The sequence below is a fragment of the Fusobacterium ulcerans ATCC 49185 genome, assembly GCF_900683735.1.
Lineage (GTDB): Bacteria > Fusobacteriota > Fusobacteriia > Fusobacteriales > Fusobacteriaceae > Fusobacterium_A > Fusobacterium_A ulcerans_A.
Map to the genome: position 1 here is coordinate 967,851 of NZ_LR215979.1, position 18,427 is coordinate 986,277.

The window sequence follows — 18,427 nt, forward strand, 5'->3', positions numbered from 1 at the left end:
GGGGGAAGGTTTATGAAAAAAAATGAGATAGAAAAATCTTTAAAAAGATTTTTAAAAAGAAAAGTCAGTTATTCTTTTTCAGTGCTTATAGCATTTATGATAACAGGAGGAATATCATTAGGAGCTGGAATAACAACAGAGGAAATACAGGAAGCAAAAGGGGATATTTTAACTAAAATCCAAGTAGAGAGAGAAGAGATAAAAAAGAAGATAGCAGAAAATGAAAGACTTATAAAAGAATATAATTCAAACTTTGTAGAGCTTGTAAGAAAAGGTGACTTTTATTCTAAATCTTTAGTTCCAAGTACACAGGTGATTTTTACTTATCAGCATTTAGATAGTGGAAAAACAAAAGACAGAACTGATAAAGAATTTAAAGAAACAATAGATGCAATAAATGAATATTATGGAACAAGAGCAGGAAGAAGTACATTAAAATCTTCTGGAAATATTGGAAAAGATAAAGTAATGTCAGGAAATGGAGTAGCAGTAGATACTTCAGTATTCAGAGAAGAGATAGATCTAGGAGCTAACATTCAGCTTTTAGAACCTGAGATGCCAGAAATAAATCCAAGTGTATCTGTAAATGTGACTACCCCAAATGTAGTATTAGGAGTTTTGCCAGGAGCTGTAAATCCAATTGCAATTACAGTACCAAGCACATCTATAACTCAGCCAGGCATACCATCAACACCAAGTGGAGTAAGTGTAACTGTGGCAACACCATCAGCAGTAGATAAAATAGAAATAACTGCTCCAGTTATTCCAACTCCAACAGAACCAGCTGAAAAAAATATAGTTGTTAATCTTCCAGCAGCACCAGAAGGATATGATCCAACTATGATAGTACCTCCAGCAGCACCTTCTACACCAACAATAATAGCACCAGTGGAATTTACTCCACCAGCTTTAAACTTTGTAGGAACTGGATTTGGGCAGTCATATGGAATAGGGTCAGTACAAAATGGAGCTAAAAGAGGAGGGATAGATGCTAATATAGTAATAGAAAACTATGAAAATTATTCTACTCCAGGAAATACAGAAGATAGTCCAGTAGAAATAGTGGCAGGAGGGAATGCTACTGTATGGAGTAATGGAAATATACATGCTTCAACTACAGTAGAGTATTCTTTTAGTGAGATATTGATTCCAGGAAATACAGGGAGAACAAATGCCTTTATTAATGAGTTGAGAGATCATAATGCTACTATTGGTGGAAATTATAAAATGTCTTATGGAGCTTCAGATGCTACATATACAAAAATGTTTTTGAGTCATAATCCAGCAGGAAGAAACACAGCTGATGGGTTTCCTTCTATGGGTGGAGGACTGACATCAGGATGGCTGGGACAAAGTGGAGGAGCAAAAACAGCAGAATTCACTGGAACACTAGTATTGAATGGTTCATCTAAAATAAATCCAGTAGTAGGAACAACGTATGAAATACTTGTAGGAGTAGAGCATCAATTATGGGATAGTCAGGATAATAGAGTTGGTTATTCAATATTTAATAATAAAGGAAAAATAACACTGAATTCTGGTTATAATGTTATAGGAATAATGATAGATACAGAAGCTCTTAATGAAACAGGAAGAACTAAGTATAATAACAACCAAACTAAAAATACAGGGGTTATTATAATAAATAATGAAAATAGTATAGGGATAGATTTTGGTGCTTATACAGCTCAAACTTATATTCCAGTTGATGTTGAAATTGGAAATATTGAGGTAAATGGTAAAAATAACTATGGTTATAGAATGAAGAATATATTTACTTCTAATAATGTATATTATGATGATGTAACTGTATCAGGAGGAGCAGGAAAAATAACTGTAGGTGGACAGAAGAATGTAGGATTAGCCATAGGAAAATCTCTTTCTTCAGCTCCAAATCCTTATACAGAAGCTGGGAATTTAAATCATGGTGTGCTAAGTGGAGCAAATCCAATATCTAACTTTTTTGGAATTAATGTAGAGATAGTAGGAAATGAAGTAATAGGATTTTTAAGGCTGCTTGATTATTCAACTAATAATACTAATGACTTTATATTTAATAATCAGGTAATGGGAAATTTTAATATAGGTACAGGAGCTACTAACAGTACCCTTATAAGAACAGATAAATATGGAATTCAGATACTGGCTGATATTACAACAACTGGAGCCAGTGGAAGCGGAAATACAGTTGCTCATTCTAATGGACAGACACAGCATATATATAATAGCGGAAATATAACTGTTGGAAGCGGTCTTGTACAAACTACAGGACTATCAGCTACTGGAACAGCTGCTTCATCTAAAATGAATATCAGAAACAGTGGAACTATCATTCTGGGTGGTAAAGAAAGTACAGGAATGTATGTAGATAAATGGACTCAGGGAGAAAATACAGGAACAATTAAAATGACTGGGTCTGAAAAAAATGCTGCTATTTCTAATGAGGGAAAATTTAATCTTTCAGGAACTTTAGAAGTAAATGGAGAAAAATCATCAGGGCTGTATAATACTGGTGCTGGAGCAACTTCAATAAATAATGATACTGTTATAAAAGCCCAAAATGGAGCAACAGGTATTTATGGAAATGGTGGAACAATAACTCTTACAGCTGGAAAAAAATTAAATATAACTGTTGATGATACTTCTAATCCTGTGACAAAAGGGCTGGCAGTTTATGCTGGGAATGGATCTGTTATAAATATACAGGGAGCAGATATAAGTGTAAAAAATGGATCAGCAGGAGTAGCTTCCTTTGGTACAGGAAGCAGTATCAATTTAAATGGAGCAAAATTAGAATATAGTGGAGATGGTTATGCTGCATATTCTGATGGAGCTGGAAAAATTGATTTAACAAATTCTCAAATAATACTTGGGGGAAATGCAACAGGTCTTGAAATGGACTTGAATATTGCAGAAGCATCTAGACCAATAAAGTTGAGTAATACAACTATAACTATGATGTCAAATGATGCTATAGTTGCTAATTTGAAAAATGCAACAGGACTGCAAAGCTCAAATCTTCAGGGAACTATAATAACAGCTCTAGGGGGAAATATAAATATTAACCCAGGAACTGATATCTATGGAACATATGATAAATATAAAGTAGCAGCAGTAGATGGGGGAGACCTTACTATAGATAGAGATATGGATAAGTTTTCTACTGTAAATACTTCAGATGGATATTTTTATTCAAGAAGATTTTTAGCTCAAAGACTGAAATTAGATGTAGCAGCTGGAGTAGAGGTAAATGCTTCTACAGACAGTACTTATGCTAATGACTATTTTAAAGGACAGGTTGTTGGACTTGAAATGAGTTCAAGTAAAGCAGCAGCAGCAGTATCTGATACTCAAATCAATTTGAAGTATAATTCTATTGATGGAGGAGCTAAAGTATCAGCAAATAGAACAGACTCTGGGGGAGCAGGAGCTATTGGATTATATATAAATTATGGGGAAATAAATGCAGATTCTGGAACATCTATTGAAGTAGAAACTGGAAGCGGTCCTGTAAATGATAAAGGTGTAGGAGTATACGCTGTAAATGGAAGTAAAGTAAATACTCAGGGAAGTATAAAAGTAGCTGGAAATAAAGCTATTGGTATATTGGGAATGACTAACAGAGAACAGCCATTGGGAATACCAATAATCGATGAATTTGGTGGAAAAGTAGGAGAAAATACAATAGCTATTAATAATAGCGGAGATATAGAACTGGCAGGAGAAGGGAATATAGGAATATATGCTTTTAATAATAAACCTTCTGGAACAAAAGCTGATGCAGCAGCTAAAAATAGTGGAAATATTAAAATAGGCAATTCTACATCTGGAGAGATGGCAGTTGGAATCTATGGAAGTGATGCAACTTTAGAAAATACTGGAACTATATCAACTGGGTCAGGAGCTATTGGTATTTATGCTGACCAAGAGTCAGAGATAACAAATATAGGAACTCTTGAATTAGGAACAAATGCAATAGGAGTACTGGCTAATGAAAATACAGTATTAAATACAACAACTTTAACTTTAAATCAAAATGGAAGTGGAACAACAGGGCAAACAGCTGTTTTCTATAAAGGAAAAGGAACAGGATCAGAGACACAAACTTTAAACTTTGGAATAAATACTCAAAATCTTGAGAAAGCAACAGCTATTTATGTTGAAAATCTTAATTTTGTTTCAAACAGCCAGCTGGATATTGGAAAAGATGGAGTAGGAATATACCTGAAAAAAGGAAGTTTAAATAATACTGCAACTAATGCTGGAACAATAAATCTATTATCTGGAAAAACTGGTGCAATAGGAATGTACACTTCTGCTGGAAAAATTATCAACAGCAATACTATAAACATAAATGATTCTACACACATTGGAATGTTTGTTTCAGGAACAGGAAATACAGTTTCAAATGGTGGAACAATAAATTTAGGAGCAGATAGTTCTACTGGAATATATGTAAAAGATGGAGCTAAGGCAGAATTAAATACTTTAGGAAGTATTATTTTTACTGGAAAAGAAAGTGTAGGAGTATTTGCAGAGAATGCAGAAGTTGAAATAAAAGACAATATTCTTTTTTCTCAGTCTAATGAAAATAAAAATATCTTTGCTTATGGAAAAAATGGAGCTAAGGTAACTTTAGATGCTGGAAAAACTTTGAGTGTAAATGGAGTTGGAACACCAGTGACTACAGGACATAAAACAGTTGGAATATATCTTGAAAATTCATCAGGTAAAAGTTCATATATAGGAAATGGGAAAATACAGGTAAGTAATCAGGCTGTTGGACTTTATTCAAAAGGAGAGAATGACCTTATTGTAAATGTTGAAGCAACAGGAGCAAAAACAACTGGAATATTTGTAGATAGAGCTTCAAATATAGGAGGAACTGTAGTTGCTGAAAATGATGCAATCGGTGTATATGGAGATGGTGGAAAATTAAATATAGGAGTAGGAGGAGTAACAGATTTAACTTTAAAAACAACGACAGGAATAGGAACAGGAATGTATCTAACAAGTGGGGCTTATGCTGCTGGAGGAGATATCAATGTTGAAAATACCACTTCAAATAAGAATATTGGTGTGTATTACAGCAAAGGAACAGGAAGTTCACCTGTGGCTAACAGTTCTAAAATAAATCTAAAAAATGGAAATACAATAGGAATATATGCAGCAGATGGAATAAATCTTTCAAATAATTCAGATATTACTACTCTTGCAGGAAAGACTGGAAATATAGGAGCTTTTATTGGAGGGAATTCTAAATATACTTCTAATGCAGATATTACTTTAAATGGAGCTGGAGGAATAGGAATATATTCTGAAAATGGTCAGGGAATAAATTCTACAGCGGGAAAGATACTGCTTAATGATCTAGGAAGTACTTCAGTAGGTATGGCAGCAGAGAATACAGCCTCTGTAGAAAATCTAGGAACAATAACAGATGCTGGACAAAATCTAGGAATGTATATTTCAGGAACTGCTTCAAGTTCAGGGAAAAACAGTGGAACTATAACTACAGATAAAGGAACAGGAGTATATGTAGAGGGGGCAGGAAATAGCTTTGATGGGTCAGCAGGAAAAATAGAAGTAGTGACAAGCGGAATAGGGATTTATTTGGAAAATACAGGTTCTAATAAAATAAAATCTGGAATTTTAGATATAGCTTCAGGAGCTGTAGGAGTTTATGGTGATAATGCTAAGATTGATTTTACAGTAAATTCTTCAACATCAACAGGAGCAATAGGAGTTACAGCTAAGAATAATTCAGTAATATCAGGAAATATTACAACAGGAACAGGATCAGTAGGAGCATATATCCTAGATGGTACAGTTTCATTAAATGGAGCAGTGATAACTACTGGAGTGAATACATCAGACACATCTGTAGGGATACTTTTAGATAAAGGAATTACATCTACATATACTATAAATAATGTAAATGTAAATGCTAGAAATGGAGTAGGAATATATCTAGGAAATGATACTGGAACTTTTACAGGGGTGGATTTAGTTCTTAATGGAACTGTAAAAACTGAAGGAGGAGTAGGAGTATATGTAACTGAGTATTCTACTTTGACAACAGGAAATGCAACTTTAAATATTGATGGAGGAGCAGGGATTTATGTGGATAAAGGAACTGCAAACCTCGGAATAACAGGAAACCTTACATTTAATTTCCTGTCAGGTGGAGGAATAGGGATATTTAATAATGGAGGAAATCTTACTCTTGGAAATAATATAAATGTTACAGGATCAGGTTCGCTTGCATCAACATCTAATGGGAGTCTGTCATCAACAGGAAATCTTAATGTAGGAGATGGAGCAGTAGGACTTTTAGGAGAATATAATAGTGGAACAACTACACCACAAAGTATATCAAATTCTGGAAATATAACAGCATCATCAGGTGGAATAGGGCTTGCAGCTATGAAAGGGAGTTCGCTTCCAGGAGCAGGAATAACAATAGCTAATAGTGGTACAATAACTGCCTCAGGAAAATCATCAAGTAATGCCTCTATTGGAATATATACAGATATTGCTGATGTAGTAAATACTGGGCAAATCAATGTAGGAACAGATGGAATTGGTATCTATTCTTCTAACAATGGAACAGCTTTGTCAATACAGAATGACAACATGAAAATGATTGGTGCAGGAGGAATAGGAGCATATATTAAAGGGGCAATAACTGGAATAATATCAAATAATATCACTTCAGTTGCTGGAGCATCTAATAATACAGGTGTTGTATTGGAAAATGTTACTGGAGCACCTTTAAATATGGGAACAATTTCTTTAGGAGCAGACAGTATAGGAGTATTGGCTAAAGGAACAAGTGGAACAGTTAATGGAACTATTGGAGTTGGAAATGGAGAAACATCAATAGGACTTGTAGCTGACAATGGCTCAAATATAACAATTGGAACTTCTGCAAATATTTCAGCAGGAGATAAGGGAATAGGAGTATATGTAAATGGAGCTTCTTCTTCTGTTATAATAAATGATATTTCAAAAATCAGTGTAGGAACAGATGGAGTATTTGTATATTCAAATGGAGGAAATCTCACATTCTCTGGAAATCTTGTAGCTGACAATAAAATTGGAATAGTAGCAGAAGGAGGAAGTGTAAATACTCTAGGTTCTTCTATTACAGCAAAAAATGGAGGAATAGGTGCTTATGTAAAAAGTTCAGCTCCATCATTTGGAACTACTGTTATAACTGTACAAGCTGGAACATCAGAGAAACATTCAATAGGAATTTATTATGATGGTGTTACCTCAGTTGGAATTATTCCAACAATAAATCAAACTGGAAATAATACTATTGGATTGATATTAAATAAATCTTCTGGAACATTGGCAGGAACTACTATTGGAACAACAGGAAGCAATCAGGTAGGGGTAATGGTAAAAGGAACTGTTTCCAATAATGTAGGAGTAACTGGAAATATTGATGTATCAGGGGATAAAAATATCGGATTGTATAATGAAGGGGGAACATTAAATATAGGAGGAGCTGTACTAGTTGGAACTTCTTCAACAGGAGAAAAAGCTTCAATAGGAGTATATCTTGATGGAGGAACATATACAGGAACAGGAGCTGTATCAGTAGGAGCCAACAGTATTGGTGTCTATGGAGTGAATGTAGGAAATATTTCACAGACAGGAGCACCTATTTCAGTTGGAGCAGGGGCTGTAGGTATTTATGGAGCAGGAACTGGAACAGAAACTATGACTGTAACAGCACCAAATATTACAGTGGGAACTAATAAAGCTGTAGGTGCTTATGGAAAAGATATAAATATGCTGGTATCAGGAAATATGTTTGTAGGAGCTGGAAAAAGTGTTGGAATAGTAAGCTCTGGAAATGGAGATATTTCATATACTGGAGATATAACAGTAGATAATAAAGGAACATCAGAAGCATCTATTGGAATATATAAATCTCTGGGAACAGGAGTTATAACTACTTCATCTGGAAACTGGAATGTAGGAGATGGAGGTTATGGAATCTATGTTCAGCAGGTAATAAAGGAAGAAGGAAAAGCAGATATCATTACTTCAAATACTGCAACTATAAATAATGATGCAGATATGGTCCTTGGAGAAGCTGCTGTTGGAATTTATGCTTCTGGGAATAATAACATAACAAATAATGGGAATATAACAGTAGGAGTTACAACTGTACCAGGAGGAAACCATGCAAATGTAGCAGAACACAAAAATTCAGTTGGAATCTATCTGGCTTCTGGAAGTAAAGCTGTAAATACAGCAGGAACTATAATAACAGTAAATCATGATCATTCATTAGGAGTATTTGGAACAGGAGCAGAAACTAAATTTACAAATAATGGAATTATGAATATAGATAATGGGGGAATTGGTGTTCTGGTAAGAGCTGGAGCAATAGCAGTAAATAATGGAACTATTAATTTAGGAGGAACATTAGCTAATTGTGGGGCTTCTACTGTAGGTATGGCAGCATACGCTGGAGGAACAATAATCAATAATTCCGTTATAAATGTAATTGAAGGTGTTGGAATGCTTTTAAGTGTAGGTTCTGAACTTGTAAATGATGGGACTATCAATGTAGTTAATGGAACAGGAATAGAAGGTAGTGGAAAAGTAGTAAACAGAGGAAACATATATGTTACTGGAACAGGAAAAGATGAAGATACTTCAGGAACATCTTCTACTGCCAATATAGGAAGTGTTGTTGTAGATTCAAAAGGAAATATAACAATAAATGACAAGTATGTAGCTATTGGAGGAACACTTTCAACTGCAGGTTCTATAATAGTTAATGGAGCATTTGTAGATGTAACAACTGGAACTCCATTATTTAACGCTCATAGTGTAAGTGGGGAAGTAAGACTTCTTTCAAACTTTGCTTCAACTGGAAATGGTAGAACATACTTAATAGAAGATTTTGTTAATACAGCAGCAGGAACTATTACTGGAAATAAACTTACTCCTGTAACTTCTCCACTGTTTATAGCTAAAGTTACTAGTGATGGACATTTAGTTATTGTTAAAAGACCATATGCAGATCTTACTATAGGAAAGCAATTTGATGCCCTTGATAAAGGACTGGATAATATACTTGAAAATAGTAATGGTATGGGCAGAGATGCTGAGATATTGAAAGGATTAAATGAATACTTAGATGGACTTGATACAGGCAGCTTTGAAAAAGAAGCTACGAGAACTCTTGCAGAACTGAGAGGAGATATTTATGCAACTATCCAAGGAAGAATGCAGGATATCAATAGAGCTTTTGATAACTCTTTCTATGAATTAGAGTCATCATATAATTTAACAAAAGACAGCAGTAAATACAGTATTATTTATACTGATGGAAACTATAAAGATTCAACTCTTGGAATAGATGACTATGACTATAAAGTAATGGGTGTACTTTATATGAAAGAAAAAGAAGGAGCTGAATATGGAAGTAAATATGGATATACATTAGGATTTGCAGGGTCTAAATTTAAATTTGATGATGGAGGTTCAAAGGAAGATGTTTATTCATTGAGAGCTGGAGTTCATAACGTCAAAAATCTTAGTGATGAGAACAAAGTTTCATTGCTATCTAGAGTAGAATTAGGGTATAATAGACATAGTGCTAAAAGAAAAATTGAACTTAACAAAACTTATGAGAATAAAGCTGACTACAATACATATTCAGTAAGTATTGACAATAAACTTAGCAAAACTATATATACAGATCTGTCGAGCCAGCTGGATATATATACTGACTTAGAACTTGAATATGGAAAGATAGGAAAATTCAAGGAAAGAGCTGGAAGCAATGGTGGACTGGAAGTTCAAATTAAAGAGAATGATTACTTTAGTGCACAGCTTGGAGCAGGGGTAAAAGCACATCATAAAGTTTATGCTGGATCTGATATTTCAGTAAAAGTGACTGGAGATGTAAAATATGTGTATGAACTTGGAGAGAACTATGATGGAAATAAAGCTAGATTGAAAAATGGTGGAGAAGGATACTATAGTTTGATAACTCCAGAGAAACAAGAAGGAAAAATTATAGGAAAAGTAGGATTGACAATAGAGAAAGCTAACCATATGGGGGTTACTTTTGAAGTAGAAGCAGCAGATGAAGGACACAAAAAAGATTCATCAATCAAATATGGAGTAAGATTTAATTACAAATTCTAAAAATACTGAAGTGAGCAGCTTATGAGAAAAATATAATTTAAATCTTTTCAGCTGTTCACTTATCTAAAAAAATCTGGAGGGGAAATGGTTCATTTAGTTTATTGTGATGATAAAGAAAAAGTGTTAGAGAAAATCAAAGATGGAACAAAAACGATGATAGTTCGTGGTGCAGCTGGAAGAAAAATACCTCACAGCAGGGTTTTTCAAGGGGAAGTACTGTATTTTATGAAAAAAGGAACAGCTAAAATAACTGAAAAAGCAGTAGTAAAAGCTGTTCAAAACTATGTAAAATTATCTGATGATGAAATAATAAAAACACTTGAAGAAAATCAGAAAAAATTAAATATGACAGATAAGCAAAAAGAACGTTGGCATAAAAAATGCCTTTGTCTTATTGAATTTGAAAAAGTAGAAACTATAGAACCTCTTGATTTTGACAGACAGGGGAATATGGATGACTGGCTTATCATTGATAAGATAGAAGATGTCCTTGTGGGAACAAGTATTCCTTACAATTATGAAAAGTCTAAGTTTAAAAATAATTAGACTCTGTGAAATAATTTACATTAAAATAATAATATAAAATAAGGGTGACAGATAAGATAGATTAAATTTCTACTTATAAGTCACCCTTTTATAAAAACTCGATTTTTTAAATTGGTATTATTTAATTAATTTCTGAGCTATATTTTCTAATAACTGATCTATTTTTACTACAATTTCATTATTTTCTAAATTGTATTCTTTAGCTGTATATTTCATTTTTTTAAATCTAACAATTGTATTTCCAGAATTATCTTCCATCACTAATAGTTTCAAAGGTAGCTCTAATGCTATATTCTGATTTGCCTGCATTAATAATGTTCCTACCTTTGGAGAACCAAATACAATAACCGTAGTTTTTCTTAAATCCAGATTTACTTCCTTTGCATTTTGATAATGGTCAAACTCAGCAAAAATAGGAATACCTAAAGTTTTTAATTCTTTTTCAATTACATTTATTGTTTCCTCAAAGTTAAATGAGCTTGTATAATTGGAAAAGGCCTCTTCAGCAACAACTTGATTTTTTTGTTTTAAACTTGAGTTATCTGCAAATAAAAAAGATGAACTGATTAAAAATACAAATAAAATTAATTTCATAAATTCCTCCTAAGATTATTTTTTATATAAATAAAGTATTAAATTTCTGCAGGCAAATGACTTAAAACCAAGATATAACTTTTAAATTTCCTTTGACTTTTTGTCACTTTCTTAACATTTCATATCTATATTCCTATATTATCATCTAAACTTTATTAAGTCAAGTAACTTTATTTTTTAAATTAAGTTAGATAAAAAAATAATAAAACTAGAGTCTGAGATAATGACTATTATAAATTTTATTAGGAGGAGCAGTTTTTAGTTTAAGTTTTTTATTGTTTCAGAAACTATATTTTTTATATTTTCTATAAATTTTTCCATATCGTTATCTAATTTAGTATTAGAAAGCTTTATCCATCCAAGCCTTATTTCATCTTTATATTGAATAATAGGTTTGCTTATTATTTCTGGTCCAGCATATCCTGTTGGAAGAATTCCTGTTCCAATAGAAAATGCTCTTGTATTAGTGAGAATATTTATCATAGTACCTCTATCTTCAACAAATATCTTTTTTTCTATGAGATTAAAATCATAAAGTAAAAATTCTTCAGCAAAATCCATAGATGCTGAAGCTTCTTCTTCAAAAGATGCAAATGGAAAATCATAGAGATCACTTATACTTATTTCATTTCTTTGTGCTAAAGGGTGATTTTTATGAAAGAAGACACAAGGAGTTAATTTCACAATTTCATAAAATTCTATATCTTTAGAAGACAATACTTTCTTTAAAAATTTTTCAGTTAATTCTGAAATAAATATTATTCCAATACTGCTTCTTTTTGAATAAACATCATTTATCACTTTATACATTCCAACTTCTCTTATATGAATTTCAAATTTATCTGTAATTTTTTCTTTAAAAAATTCTATGAAAGCTTTTATAACAAAAGGATATCTTTGAGTAGAAACAGCAGCATACATAGTAGGGTTTGTTTTGTGTTGAGAATACATTTCTAAGATCTTTTTCTTTTGTTCTAAAAGAGGTCTTACATGATTTATAAATTCTTTCCCTTCATCAGTGAGGTCTACTCCCTTTATATTTCTATTAAAAATCGTTATGCCTATCTCCTCTTCTAATTCCTTTAAAAGTTTACTCAAATAAGGTTGAGCAACATATAAATTTTTTGAAGCTTTACTGATTGAGCCACATCTGGAAATTTCTATTATATATTGAATCTGCTGAAATGTCATCTATATCACCTCTTTTATTAAGAATACTTAACATAATTATACTAAAAATCAAAAAAAAGTCTATATTTTAAATTCTTTTATAACTTTATCTGACTAAGAGAGAACATTTAAGGGGGTATAATTATTTGTTATAACTAGAGATATTTTTTAGGTATTTTACAGTTATAAAATCGCTGTGCTATACTTTTGTTATAAAAATATATTAATTGATTTATTTACAAATAAGTAGAACAAATTTAAAACAAAGATTGCGCGATCTGGAGTGGGAATTAATTATGAAATGAGAAGGAGGAAGGTATGGATAATTTGCAATCTAAAAAAAATTATGGGATAAAAGCATTTTTTCCACTGGCAGTTTTTTTAATTATTTATCTTGGTTCAGGAATATTTTTTACTTTAATGGGAATAGAAAAACCATTTAATCAGGTTCCTAGAGAAGCAGCTCTGTTAGGAGGATTAGTAGCTGCTATTATTATGGGAAAAGATAAAGTGGATTTTAAAATTGATATTATATCTAAACATGGGGGAGATTCAGGAGTAATTTTAATGTGTATCATATTTCTTCTAGCAGGAGCCTTTGCAGGTGCAGCAAGAGGAATGGGAGGGGTAGATGCTACTGTTAATCTAGGGCTTTCAATAATACCAAGAAAGTTTATATTTTCTGGAATATTTATCATAGCAGCTCTGATTGCAACAGCTATGGGAACTTCAATGGGAACAATTTCAGCAATAGGACCTATTGCAATAGGGCTTGCTGAGAAGGCAAATATATCACCTTCAATTGCTATAGCAGCAGTTTTAGGGGGAGCAATGTTTGGAGATAATCTTTCAATAATATCAGATACTACAATTGCAGCAACTCGTGGTGCTGGATGTAAAATGAATGAAAAATTTAAAATGAATTTATTGATTGCTCTTCCGGCTGCTATTATCGCAATAATTTTATATAGTTTTGTTGGAGCAGGGGAAGAACTTACAGGAGAATATACTTATAATCTGGTAAGAATAGTTCCTTATATTATAGTTTTAATTACAGCATTGCTGGGAATGAATGTTATAGTTGTTTTACTTCTTGGAACAGGAATGTGTGGAGTAATAGGATTTATAACAGGAAGTCTTACTTTTTCCACATATGCTCAAGCTATAGCTAAAGGAATTAATGGTATGTCAGGACTTATCATAATTGCAATAGTACTTCGTGGACTCACAGGAATAGCTAAAGAATATGGAGGTATTGATTGGCTTGTAAATTCATTGGAGAAGAGAATCCATTCTAGAAGAGGGGCAGAATATGGAATATCTGCATTAGTATCTCTTGTTGACTGTTCAATGGCAAATAATACAGTGGCAATACTTGTAAGTGCACCTTTAGCTAAAACATTTGCTAAAATTTATAATATAGCACCAAAACGTTTAGCAAGCCTTCTTGATATTTTCAGCTGTGCAGTGCAGGGAATAATACCGCATGGTGGACAAATGCTTCTTGCAAGTACAATGACAGGGCTTTCCCCATTTGCAATAGCAGGAGTTTCTTATTATCCATTTTTACTGGCAATAGCAGCAATAATTACCATTCAGTTTGGACTTTTAAGAACAAAAGAGGAAAAAATGGGTGTTGAATTATATCAGGAAGCTGAAACAGAGGGATAAATATAAAATGGAAGTATAAAATAAAAAAGTATAAAATGGGAATTATTTCCACATAAGGAGGAGTAATATGAAAATAGTAAAAGTTGATGTTATGCAGTTAGGAACAGATGTAAGACCAGACTGGCGTCCAATAGTCTGCCGTATTTATACTGATGAGGGAATATATGGAGATGGGGAAGCTGCAATGGCTTATGATGTGGGAGCATTAGGAGCTTTTGGAATGCTCCAGGAATTGGCTAAAATGGTAATAGGAATGGATCCATTGGATAATGAAGTTATATGGGATAAATTGTATCGTTCGACTTTCTGGGGACAAAATGGAGGGCCAGTAACATTTTCAGCAATATCAGCTATAGATATAGCTCTTTGGGATATAAAAGGAAAATATTTTAAAGTTCCAGTATATAAGCTTTTGGGAGGAAAAAAGAGAGATAATTTAAGATGCTATGCCAGTCAGCTCCAATTTGGATGGGGAGAGGTAAGAATACCTGCAAGAACTCCAGAAGATTATGCTAAAAATGCTAAGAAGGCTGTTGAAGAAGGTTATGATGCTGTAAAATTTGACTTTTTCCTATATAATGAAGAAGATGGCTTCTTTAATGATAATGACAGACTTGGACTTTTGAGTAAAAAATATTTAAATATAGTTGAAAAAAGAATAGCAGCTGTAAGAGAAGCAATTGGTCCAGATGTAGATATTATAATGGAAAATCATTCTTATACAGATGCACAGTCAGCATTGCAGTTAGGAAGAATGGCAGAAAAATATGATATATTCTGTTTTGAAGAACCAACTACACCATATCCAAAAATTACTAAATATATGTCAGATAAATTAAATATACCAATTGCAACAGGAGAACGTATCTATTCTAGATGGCAGTATGCTCAATATTTTGAAAATTCTTCTGTACAAATGATACAACCAGATTTTGGAAATTGTGGAGGAATTACTGAAGGTAAAAAAATATGTGATATGGCATATGCATATGATGTAGGAGTACAGGGACATGCGTGTGGAAGTCCATTATCTAATGTTGTAGCTTTGCACTTAGAATGTGTAATACCAAACTTTGTAATCCATGAGCATCATGCAGTAAATCTAACTCCATATAATAAATCTTATTGTATTTATGATTATCAGCCAGTAAATGGAAAGTATAAGGTGCCAGAACTTCCAGGATTGGGAAATGAACTATCTGAAAGTGCTATGAATAATTCTATAAAAGTAACTATAGAATAGAAATTTAGAAATAAAGTCTAAAAAAATTACAATTTATATTAAATGGATGACTAAAAAGTTAGATTAAATTTTTGGTGATTAAACAGTTGAGATTTCAATTGTTGTAATTACTAGAATACAACAGTAGAATTGTTGTAATCTTTCATTTTAAAAGTCATCCATTTTTAGTTTGGATTTTTATCATTTCAGAACCTGTATTTTATATTTGAAAAAATATGGAAACCAGTATATAATTATAGAAATCAAAAAAGAGGTGAGAACATGGAAAAATTAGTAAATAATGGCAGAATATTAGAAGTAAGAACAGGAAGTCACCTCTATGGCTTAGCTACCTCAACTTCAGATAAGGACTATACAGGAATATTTCTTGCTCCATGGGAATATCATATTGGACTTCAAAAGTTAGAGCAGGTAGATTTAGGAGTAGAATCTAAGCTGGAAAATGGAAAAAACAGTTCAGAAGCAGTAGATAGAACTTTTTATGAACTAAAAAGATTTGTTGCATTGGCAGCTGGGAATAATCCCAATATAATAGAACTTCTCTTTGTAGATGAAGATAATATCATATATATAAACGAATATGGAAGAAAATTGCTGGAGAATAGACATCTTTTTCTTTCACAAAAACTGATAGAAAAGTTTTCAGGCTTTGCTAATTCACAAAAGCATAAACTTTATGTAAAAAAAGAAAATCTTGAAAAACTGTACTCAGCCAGAGATTTTATAAAAGAGATGATAGAAAAGTATAAATCAGATAAAATTCTTTTGCCAGAAATGAGCAAAGAGAAAAATTTTTGGAAAAACTTTATTCAAAGAGATGCAAAGGGAGATGTTTACAGGATAGGAGAATATAATATTAATTCTAATCTCAATCTAAAAAATGCCTGTGAACTTATAGAAAGAATAATAAAAGAGAGCAGCAACAGACAAGAGCTTATAAGATTATCAGGATATGATACTAAATATGCTTCACATCTTGTAAGGCTTTTATTAGAAGCAATAGAGATAATAACCACTGGAAATCTGATATATCCTTTAAAGGAAAAAGATTTAATAATGAAGATAAAAAAGGGAGAAATGAAATTTGAGGAAGTAATTGAGCTGGTAGAGGAATTGGAGAAAAAGCTTAAAAGTTTTGAGAGTACTCCTGAATTAATTGTAATACCTGAAAAGGCAGATATAGAAGCTATAGAAAAGTTTGTAATAGAAATATACAAAGACTTTTTGCTCAAAGGAGAATGATAAATGGAAAAACTAAAAAAAATAGAACTTGGGGAGAATGAAAAATATATTCTTGATATCATTCAAAAACATGGAGAAGGTTATGTAGTTGGTGGGTATGTGAGGGATTCTCTTCTAGGACTGGAACCAAAAGACTGTGATTTTGTGACAAACTTATCATATGAAAAACTTTTGGATATATTTAAGGAGTTTCGCCCAAAAGAGATTGGAAAAGCTTTTGGAATAATTCAGGTAAAATATAAAGGAACACATTATGAAATAGCTAAATATAGAAAAGATGTAGGTATACCAGAAGACAGAAGAGAGCAGGAAATAGAGTTTACAGATGATATAATGGAGGATTTGAAAAGAAGAGATTTTACTATTAATGCAATAGCTTTTGATGGGAAAAATTACAGATATGTAGAGCATGCTGTAGAAGATATAATGAATAGAAATCTTCGTTTTGTTGGAGAAGCTTCAGAACGTATAAAGGAAGATCCATTGAGAGTTATGAGGTTTATAAGATTTCTTGTAACTAAAAAATTAAATAACAAGAATGATATAGGACAGCTTCAGCCATATATCCCTCTTGTAAAAAAACTGTCTATGGAAAGAATGAGAGATGAATTCAGCAGGATAATAACAGCTGATGATGCTGAAATAGCAATAGAACTTCTTGAGCAAGGAGGAATACTTGAATATCTCATACCTGAATGGACAAAAACGAAAAGATTCAATCAGAGAAATCCACATCATAATCTTACTTTAGATGAACATATTAAAAAGACAGTAGCTTCTATTGAAGGGGACATAGAGCTAAGACTTGCAGCTTTGCTCCATGATATAGGAAAACCTGAAACATACACCATAAAGAATGGAATAGGGCATTTTTATGGACATGAACAGGAAAGTGTTGTTATGGCAGAAAAAATACTTATAAGAATGAAGTATACAAATAAAATTATAAAAAATGTAACTTTGCTGATTGCTAACCATTTGAATAACTCAAAGAACAGCAATAAAAAATACTGCAAAAAATTGATTGATAAAATAGGACATGAAAATATGCCAAAACTTTTTAAATTGATGGAAGCAGATAGAATAGCTCATAAACCTCCATTTGATTTTACCGCTTTGGATAAATTAAAAATTGCATATCATGAAATATGTAATAATAATGAGCCTGTATCTATGAAAGATTTAGCAGTAAATGGAAATGATATGATAGGAATAGGGATAACTAAAGGAAAAAATATTGGAGAAACTTTAAAATACCTTTTAGGAAAAGTACTGGAAGACCCTGCAAATAATGATAAAGAAATCCTTATGAATTTTGCAGAACAGTATAAAACACTTTTAAAAATTTGATTTTCATTGCATTTTCTTATAGATTTTGATATTCTAATCATTGAGAGGTGAGTGCAAATGGAAAAATTTGACAGAATAAATGAGCTTGTAAAAAAATTTAGAGATGACAGAGATTGGAGCCAGTTTCATAATCCTAAAGATTTAGCAATATCTCTTTCTATTGAAGCAGCTGAATTACTGGAATGTTTTCAGTGGAAGAGCAGTGTGGAAGCTGAAGAGAATAACTATCAGGATATAAAATATGAAATGGCTGATGTAGCAGTTTATCTTCTTTTAATGAGTGATAAAATGGGAATAGATTTGTTGGATGCAGTGGAAGAGAAAATGAAACTTAATGAAGAGAAATATCCAGTAGAAAAAGCTAAGGGATGTTCAAAAAAATATAATCAATTGTAAAGTAAAGAGGATAGCAAAAAGATAGTATAAATT

9 protein-coding genes are annotated in these 18,427 nt (G+C 32.2%); 7 read left to right on the forward strand and 2 right to left on the reverse strand.

Features of this window, described 5'->3' with window-relative positions; translation table 11 throughout:
• Positions 1–12: 12 nt before the first annotated feature.
• Together E0E45_RS04405 and E0E45_RS04410 are read left to right on the forward strand one after the other, a co-directional pair.
• A complete protein-coding gene (locus tag E0E45_RS04405) occupies positions 13–10,182 on the forward strand; it encodes an autotransporter-associated N-terminal domain-containing protein (RefSeq protein ID WP_130890049.1) in 10,170 nt (3,389 codons plus the stop codon).
• An 84-nt stretch (positions 10,183–10,266) separates the two neighbouring features.
• Positions 10,267–10,728, forward strand: a complete 462-nt coding sequence (locus E0E45_RS04410; RefSeq protein WP_130890050.1) for a hypothetical protein — start codon at positions 10,267–10,269, stop codon at positions 10,726–10,728.
• A 117-nt stretch (positions 10,729–10,845) separates the two neighbouring features.
• Here the strand turns inward: E0E45_RS04410 and E0E45_RS04415 are convergent, their stop codons facing one another.
• Together E0E45_RS04415 and E0E45_RS04420 are read right to left on the reverse strand one after the other, a co-directional pair.
• Entirely contained in the window at positions 10,846–11,322 is a 477-nt protein-coding gene (locus E0E45_RS04415) for a DUF302 domain-containing protein (RefSeq protein WP_130890051.1), read from the reverse strand.
• Between the two features lie 258 nt (positions 11,323–11,580).
• Entirely contained in the window at positions 11,581–12,513 is a 933-nt protein-coding gene (locus tag E0E45_RS04420; RefSeq protein ID WP_130890052.1) for a LysR family transcriptional regulator, read from the reverse strand.
• A 297-nt stretch (positions 12,514–12,810) separates the two neighbouring features.
• Between E0E45_RS04420 and E0E45_RS04425 the strand changes: the two genes are divergently transcribed.
• The 5 genes from E0E45_RS04425 to E0E45_RS04445 all read left to right on the forward strand — a co-directional run bounded on the left by E0E45_RS04425 (position 12,811) and on the right by E0E45_RS04445 (position 18,394).
• The gene (locus E0E45_RS04425) at positions 12,811–14,163 is read left to right on the forward strand and encodes a Na+/H+ antiporter NhaC family protein (protein WP_130890053.1); all 1,353 of its coding nucleotides are present in this window, start codon (positions 12,811–12,813) and stop codon (positions 14,161–14,163) included.
• A gap of 67 nt (positions 14,164–14,230) precedes the next feature.
• Positions 14,231–15,406 (forward strand): mandelate racemase/muconate lactonizing enzyme family protein, encoded by a 1,176-nt coding sequence (locus E0E45_RS04430; protein ID WP_130890054.1) that lies wholly within the window; start codon positions 14,231–14,233, stop codon positions 15,404–15,406.
• Positions 15,407–15,667: 261 nt separating this feature from the next.
• Positions 15,668–16,648: a DNA polymerase beta superfamily protein gene (locus E0E45_RS04435; protein WP_130890055.1), complete on the forward strand. Its 981-nt coding sequence runs from the start codon at positions 15,668–15,670 to the stop codon at positions 16,646–16,648.
• A 3-nt stretch (positions 16,649–16,651) separates the two neighbouring features.
• On the forward strand, positions 16,652–17,998 hold the full coding sequence (locus E0E45_RS04440; RefSeq protein WP_130890056.1) for a CCA tRNA nucleotidyltransferase: 1,347 nt from the start codon (positions 16,652–16,654) through the stop codon (positions 17,996–17,998).
• 57 nt (positions 17,999–18,055) lie between these two features.
• Positions 18,056–18,394, forward strand: a complete 339-nt coding sequence (locus E0E45_RS04445) for a nucleotide pyrophosphohydrolase (RefSeq protein ID WP_130890057.1) — start codon at positions 18,056–18,058, stop codon at positions 18,392–18,394.
• Positions 18,395–18,427 lie beyond the last annotated feature (33 nt).